Below are 6,594 nucleotides of genomic sequence, written 5' to 3'. Positions count from 1 at the left end.
TCAAGAACTTTTTTCAAGTTTTTTCAGAGCTTTTCGCTCCGAATCGCTTGATTTCTGTCCTTTTCAAACTCGTTCGTGTCTTCCGACGCGAACTCATTTAGTTTACCACACGCTCTCGAGTTTGTCAAGCACTTTTTTCAGATCTTTTCCGGAAGGCCGTCCAGGTTCCCCTCGGTATCTACCGGATTTCGTTCTGTTTTCGTGCCCTCTCGTGAGGCGCTCAGATAGAATACCAGCTTTTTCTCCCTTTGTCAACACCTTTTTTCAGTTTTTGAGAAAAAACTTCAGTTGCAGTCCCCGTGCAAATATGCTACCCTTGTAATTACCTATTTAAATATAAATTGGAAGCGAGGAATCCCAGCAATGCCCATTAAGATCCCTGACTCACTTCCCGCTACTGCCGTACTGGAGAGCGAGAATATCTTTGTTATGACCGAATACCGTGCGCTGCACCAGGATATCCGTCCTCTGAGCGTATTGATCCTGAACCTGATGCCCACCAAAATCGTGACGGAGACACAGATCCTGCGTAAACTATCCAATACTCCTATGCAGATCGAGGTGGAGCTACTGCGTACGGCCAGCTACCAGTCGCAGCACACCGATGAGGATCACCTAGCCTCCTTCTATACGACTTTCGACCAAGTAAAGGACCGTAATTTTGACGGTATGATTATTACAGGCGCTCCGGTAGAAAACTTGGAGTTTGACCAGGTAGACTACTGGCCGGAACTGTGTGAAATCATGGCCTGGACCCGCACCCATGTACACTCCACGCTGCACATCTGCTGGGGCGCACAGGCTGGACTCTACTTCCACCACGGAATTCAGAAACGCTCCCTGCCCCGAAAGTTGTTTGGTGTCTATGAACATCAGGTGCTCAAACCCAGCTCTCCCCTGTTCCGCGGATTTGACGATCGGTTTTATGCCCCTCACTCCCGCTATACTGAAGTATGGGAAAGCGATATCCGAAGCACGCCCGGACTGGAACTCATCGCCACCTCTCCGCAGGCAGGCGTATATGCAGTGAAAACAGAGGACAGCCGTCAGTTCTTCGTCATGGGCCATCCGGAGTATGATGCCGACACCCTGGCCCGGGAATACTGGCGGGATGTGAATAAGGGGCTGGACATTGCGGTTCCGGCCCATTACTTCCCCGGCGACGATCCCCATCAGGCCCCTGTGGTGCGCTGGCGCAGCGCCGGACAGCTGCTCTACACCAACTGGCTCAATTATTATGTCTATCAGACCACGCCCTACGACCTGAAACAGCTTTAACCCGGGAGGATGCCTCATGGATGTGACCTATCAGCGCGTAAAGGAATCCGAAGAGATCCGCACCTATATTATACAGGCGGATCAATCTCTCTCCGCATTGGGTTTTACGGAGCACAGTTTTCCCCATGTGACCCGCTGTGCTGAGTATGCTGCCCGCATCCTGTCCCAGCTGGGATACGATCCGCACCAGCAGGAGCTGGCCAAAATCGCCGGTTATATGCACGACATCGGCAACGTAGTCAACCGGCACGACCATGCTCAGACAGGCGCGGTCATGGCCTTCCGTATTCTGGACAAGATGGGCATGGCTCCGGCCGATGTGGCAGCCGTTATCACAGCCATCGGCCACCACGACGATTCCACTGCTTTTCCGGTGAGCCCGGTGGCGGCAGCGCTCATTCTGGCCGACAAGACCGACGTACGGCGTAGCCGGGTACGAACCAAAGACCTGCAGAGTTTTGATATTCACGACCGGGTCAACTACGCCGCTGAGCGCTCCGAGTTATCTCTGGACACGGAAGCCCATACCATCCAGCTGACACTGAGCATCAACCCGGAATTTTGCGCTGTGATGGATTATTTTGAAATCTTTCTGGAGCGTATGCTGTTGTGCCGGCGGGCAGCGGAGTTTCTGTCCCTGCGCTTCAAGTTGGACATCAACGGTCTAGACCTACTGTAACAGGAAAGGGGCCGCCCAAATGGGCGGCCCCTTTCCTGTTATATTTAGGGTAAGCATAGCACAACCCCCCGGCCATCCATCGTGACCGGGGGGCTACTTTTCGATCTGGGGTTCCGTCACTATTGCTTACCTCTTCTTTCTACAGATTTCCCCACCTGGATCAACAGAATCTGAAATCCCTGATGTTTCCTGTCTCCTACAACACATCCGCACAGGTTTCCTTCTTCGGCAATACTTTGCGTCTGAGGCATTCAGTGCATCTCACTTCATTGAGCCGGTTGGGAACAGATTTTTCTCTGGAATCTCTGACCTCGATCGTTTTAATAAGGGGATCATTCGAAACGCTTTAAGCGTTCCTATGAGCCTTCAGCCCATCGGACTCACCTCTTTCGTTCTGGCTACATTGTACTATGATCCCACTGTTTTGTCAAGTGTTTTTTGTGATGTTCTCCAACTTCATTTTCTAACGGGAGAACAATTGCAGCAATATGCCATAGACAATCGATGCACTGATGCCATAGACCAGTACGGGTCCGGCAATGACAAACAGTTTTGCCCCCACCCCCATGATCAATCCTTCGCTCTTAAACTCCAGCGCGGGAGAAACCACCGCATTGGCAAAGCCGGTGATGGGCACCAGTGTACCCGCTCCGGCGTGTTTGGCCAGTTTGTCAAACAGCCCCAGCCCGGTAAACAATGCGGACAGAAAAATCAGCGTCACCGAAACCGCAGTACCGGCATCTGTTTCCGTCAGTCCCATTCCAAGGTACAAATTCCGCAGTCCCTGTCCCGCCGTGCAGATGACTCCCCCCGTCACAAACGCCCACAGCATATTCTTCCAGATCGGAGAAGGCTTTGCCTTTCCCTCCACATAGCGGTTGTATTCCTGGTTGGTCATATCCATCCCATGCCCGCCTCCTTTTCCCGGCTAGCTTTCCCTTGACAGGCCGTCTTATGCGTGCTATTTTCTTTTTAGTAATTTAGTAATTTACTAATTTAGTAATGGAGGCGTTATAAATGAATATTCCAACCAATCTCAAACACAAGCCGGTTATCGTGGCGGAAGACTATGAGCATATCGACGGACGCACTGCCTATGGTTCGGATGCCAAGGGACTTTCCCTTGGTCTGGCCCAGTGGAATGACCGGGGCAAGGTGGACATTTCCGCCAAGGTATGGCGCTACACCGGTGAGAAGTGGTCCCGCCAGTCGGAGGAACTGCCTCTCCACCGGGTACTGGATCTGGCCATTCTGGCCTGTCGGGCCACGCTCTACTTTCGGGAGGAAGCCTACCGCTATCCCGGCGGCTACGACCCTGAGCAGCCCCAGATCGACCGGGTAGGGCTACAGGGCGACGCAATGACGGTGAAGGTATGTACCGGTAACGAGCACATCACGGAGGATCTGGAGCTCTTCCAACAGGCGCTGGCCCGGGATGGGGAGCTGCTGGGCGAGCGGATGGCGGTGCTGGCCCGCCTGCTGGGCCAGCTCAACTATCACGCATAAGGCTCTACGGATTCCACCAACGCCAGTACCGCATCCAGCGAAAGCCCCTGGCTCGACTGGATGGAATAGCTGTACCCATCCCCGTTCCAGACTGTCACAAACACCTGTCCCTCTGTCCCGCGGCATGTTACGCTCCACTGCCCCACCGTACATTCCTGGGACTGGGGGTATTCGGTATAGTCCCCGCTGATGTCTCCTGAGCCAGGCGCCATACGGTAACGAATCGTATCTGTGCCGTCGGACCAGCACAGTTCCGCCACCTCTTCGCCCAGTGTCTGGACCGTCGTCAGCGTATACCCCTCCGGCAGCGCTCCGGGAAGAGCCAGTGGATAGGACAGTGCCCCAGCCAATTCCGCCACATCGGTATAGCGGACCGGCCCATGCATCCCCACCGCTGGAGGCGTACGCTCCGGTTCCCGCTCCAGATAAGCTGGAAGGGTCCCGGCCGCCGCCGCACACATCAATACCGCTGCACAGGCTGCCAGCGCCCGCCAGCGGACCTGCCGTTGACGGCTCAGGGCCCGACTCAGGCCGGCCAGCACCCGGCGTTCCATTTCCGGCGTCACTACGATGGCGTCCATTCTCGCCCGATAGGCCTGTTCATTCTTCAAAGTCGTACTCCTCCTTCAGCATCTGGCGCAGCTTCTCCCGGGCCCGGAACAACTGGGAACGCACGGTGGCTTCCCGCCTGCCCAGAATCCCCGCGATCTCCCGTGTGGTATATTCTTCGTAATAATACAGGTGCACGACCTCCCGGTAGGCAACCGGCAGCGCATGCACGCATTCCCAGACCAGACTCTCTTCCCCGTTGCTTTCCGGGATCGGCAAATTCTCATCCAGCTCCTGCTGCGGATGCCTCTGCCGGTAGCTCAGGCGGTTTTTGCTCAAATTGGCCGCGACCCGCAGCAGCCATGCCTTTTCGTGGGTCGCACTGGCAAAGCTGGGCGCTTTTTGCAGATAACGCAGCAGTGTGTCCTGGAGCACATCCTCCGCCTCTCCCATTTCGTGCAGATAAGAATATGCCAGGCGCAAAATGGCGCTGCCATGCCGGCGCATTACCAGCTCGGCGTCCGCCAGCGGATCTGTAGCTTCAACATCCGGCTCTCCCAACAGCAGCGCCCGCAGACGGGCCAGCAGGCCCGGCCTGCCGCGGTGCAGAATGGCTTGCATAGAATTCCCCCTTTATACAAAGTACAAACGGGCAGCCCGGACTGTTGCAGAAATTTTTTCTTTTTTCTGCAACAATGGTCCGGGCCAGTTTGTATACAGGGCAGAGCGGACACTCCGTCCGCCAGCGAAAGAAAGGATGATGCTTCTATGGATCTGAAAACACGTCTTCTGGCCACCGCAGCCGCTGCGGCGGTAACCATGACGGTGCTGGGCGGCGGCGCTTTAGCCGCAGAAGAAAGCGGTACACTCTCCCTGAGTGTCAACGGTCAGGACACGGGCATCCAGGTCACTCCCATAGGGGAAGACTATCTGGTACCTGTACGCCAGCTGGCAGAGTATCTGGGCTATGAGGTGGCCTGGCACGCCGAAGACAGCACCGTAACCCTGGACAGCGGCACTATGCATTCTACCCTCACTCTGGGTGAAAATCGCTATATCGCCGCCACCAGTCTGGAGGGCATGGTGGGTATGACGGCCCCCTTTACTCTGGCCTGCGCCCCCTATGCCGTGGATGGCACTACCTACGCTCCTCTGGAGTTGTTCGTGGTACTCATGGGCAATCCCGCAGACGCGGTCACCCGCTCGGAGGACACTGTGGAACTGCGCACAGAATCCTCTTCCGCTCATCTGCCCAACCCCTGGCGGGAACAGCCCTCTCTGGAGGCTTTGAGCGACGCAGTTGGTTTCCCGGTCGCGCTGCCTCAGCTGCCCCAAGGATATGAGGCTGTGGACTATCAGGACCTCTCCGGCTCACTGGCACAGGTGCGCTTCTCCAATGGCACAGACACGCTTCTCTACCGGGTCAGCCGCGGTTCCGAGGACAACAGTGGAGACTATACCGTCTACCCCGAGGAACAGTCCATTACCGTTGGCGATACCACGGTGACCTGCCGTGGCCGGGATGGCGCGGTACTTCTTGCCCTGTGGACCACGGGCGAGTACACCTGTTCGCTCTCCTCTCAGCAGGGGTTGACGGTGGATGCCGTCCGCACCGCTGTAGCATAAACAAATCAGCGGGCCTGCGTAAAGCAGGCCCGCCGCTTAATAGGTATGCTCGCACACATCCCGGATCCTGGCCTGTAGACTCTTGAGATCCTCAAAGCTCTCCGGACGCTTGCGGGGGTCCCGCAGCAGGGCGGAGGGATGATACATTGCCATCATCCATACTCCCGCCTTTTCCATCCACTGGCCGTGTTCCCGGGTGATCTTGAAGTCCTCCCGCATCAGCTTCATGGCAGCGATACGGCCCAGACATACAATGATTTTCGGGCGGATGAGGGCTACCTGATTACGCAAATAGCCGATACAGGCCTCCTGCTCCACATTCAGCGGATCCCGGTTCTGGGGCGGACGGCACTTGACCATGTTTCCGATAAACACTTTTTCCCGTTTCAGATCGATCATGGCCAGCATATCATCCAGCAGCTGCCCGGCCCGGCCTACAAATGGCCGGCCTGTCAGGTCCTCCTGCTCGCCCGGGCCCTCACCGATGAACATGACTTCTGCATCTCTGGCCCCCTCGCCAAAGACCACATTATGTCGGGTTTCAGCCAGGCCGCACTTCTGGCAGTGCATGCATTCCTCATATAAGGCATCCCAGTTTTTCATGTCACATCACCTCTGTTTTTGACATTGTACCATACGTACTCCCGGCACACAACGCTGAAATTCTGTGAAAAGTTACAATTGAAATCCGCTCGAAAAGCGCATATACTACCCTCAACAAAGGCAATGAGAACGACCGTCCCCCGTGAGGGCCGCCAGAGAATCCGGGTCACCGACTGAGAGCCCGGTCCGGCAGGATGGGGTGGCGCAACACGTTTGAGCCGGCGGCCCGAGTCCCGTGTGGGAGGTAGGTCCGCCCGTACCGTCCGCGTTAAGGGCAGCGAGTGGCTCTGTCAATGGCGACAGAGCAACCAACGGGTGGTACCGCGGAGTGTTTCCGTCCCGAAGCTGTAACA

Annotated in this window: 8 protein-coding genes; 4 read left to right on the top strand and 4 right to left on the bottom strand. The window is 56.2% G+C overall.

The window, feature by feature from the left end; translation table 11 throughout:
* Positions 1-363 precede the first annotated feature (363 nt).
* Both metA and WMO45_RS10655 read left to right on the top strand, forming a co-directional pair.
* Positions 364-1,278, top strand: coding sequence for a homoserine O-acetyltransferase MetA (gene metA / locus WMO45_RS10660; RefSeq protein WP_349140745.1), 915 nt, complete (start codon positions 364-366; stop codon positions 1,276-1,278).
* Positions 1,279-1,294: 16 nt separating this feature from the next.
* Positions 1,295-1,957 carry an HD domain-containing protein gene (locus tag WMO45_RS10655; protein ID WP_349140744.1) on the top strand — a complete coding sequence of 221 codons (663 nt, stop codon included), beginning with the start codon at positions 1,295-1,297 and terminating at the stop codon, positions 1,955-1,957.
* Between the two features lie 463 nt (positions 1,958-2,420).
* On the opposite strand, the gene spoVAC is transcribed toward WMO45_RS10655, so the two are convergent.
* The gene (spoVAC, locus tag WMO45_RS10650; protein WP_349140742.1) at positions 2,421-2,861 is read right to left on the bottom strand and encodes a stage V sporulation protein AC; all 441 of its coding nucleotides are present in this window, start codon (positions 2,859-2,861) and stop codon (positions 2,421-2,423) included.
* A 113-nt stretch (positions 2,862-2,974) separates the two neighbouring features.
* Between spoVAC and WMO45_RS10645 the strand changes: the two genes are divergently transcribed.
* Positions 2,975-3,463 carry a DUF6530 family protein gene (locus WMO45_RS10645; protein ID WP_349140741.1) on the top strand — a complete coding sequence of 163 codons (489 nt, stop codon included), beginning with the start codon at positions 2,975-2,977 and terminating at the stop codon, positions 3,461-3,463.
* Here WMO45_RS10645 and WMO45_RS10640 read toward each other — a convergent pair.
* Both WMO45_RS10640 and WMO45_RS10635 read right to left on the bottom strand, forming a co-directional pair.
* Positions 3,454-4,074 (bottom strand): DUF4367 domain-containing protein, encoded by a 621-nt coding sequence (locus WMO45_RS10640; RefSeq protein ID WP_349140739.1) that lies wholly within the window; start codon positions 4,072-4,074, stop codon positions 3,454-3,456. The genes WMO45_RS10645 and WMO45_RS10640 overlap by 10 nt on opposite strands.
* Positions 4,064-4,633: an RNA polymerase sigma factor gene (locus WMO45_RS10635; RefSeq protein WP_349140738.1), complete on the bottom strand. Its 570-nt coding sequence runs from the start codon at positions 4,631-4,633 to the stop codon at positions 4,064-4,066. Before WMO45_RS10635 ends, WMO45_RS10640 begins: the two co-directional genes overlap by 11 nt.
* A 147-nt stretch (positions 4,634-4,780) precedes the next feature.
* On the opposite strand from WMO45_RS10635, the gene WMO45_RS10630 reads away from it, so the two are divergent.
* Positions 4,781-5,638, top strand: a complete 858-nt coding sequence (locus tag WMO45_RS10630; protein WP_349140737.1) for a stalk domain-containing protein — start codon at positions 4,781-4,783, stop codon at positions 5,636-5,638.
* A gap of 36 nt (positions 5,639-5,674) precedes the next feature.
* Here the strand turns inward: WMO45_RS10630 and WMO45_RS10625 are convergent, their stop codons facing one another.
* Positions 5,675-6,241, bottom strand: coding sequence for a uracil-DNA glycosylase (locus WMO45_RS10625; protein ID WP_349140736.1), 567 nt, complete (start codon positions 6,239-6,241; stop codon positions 5,675-5,677).
* Positions 6,242-6,594 lie beyond the last annotated feature (353 nt).

The organism is Flavonifractor hominis (assembly GCF_040095835.1).
Classification (GTDB): domain Bacteria; phylum Bacillota; class Clostridia; order Oscillospirales; family Oscillospiraceae; genus Flavonifractor; species Flavonifractor hominis.
This window is presented reverse-complemented; position numbering and strand designations above follow the sequence as displayed.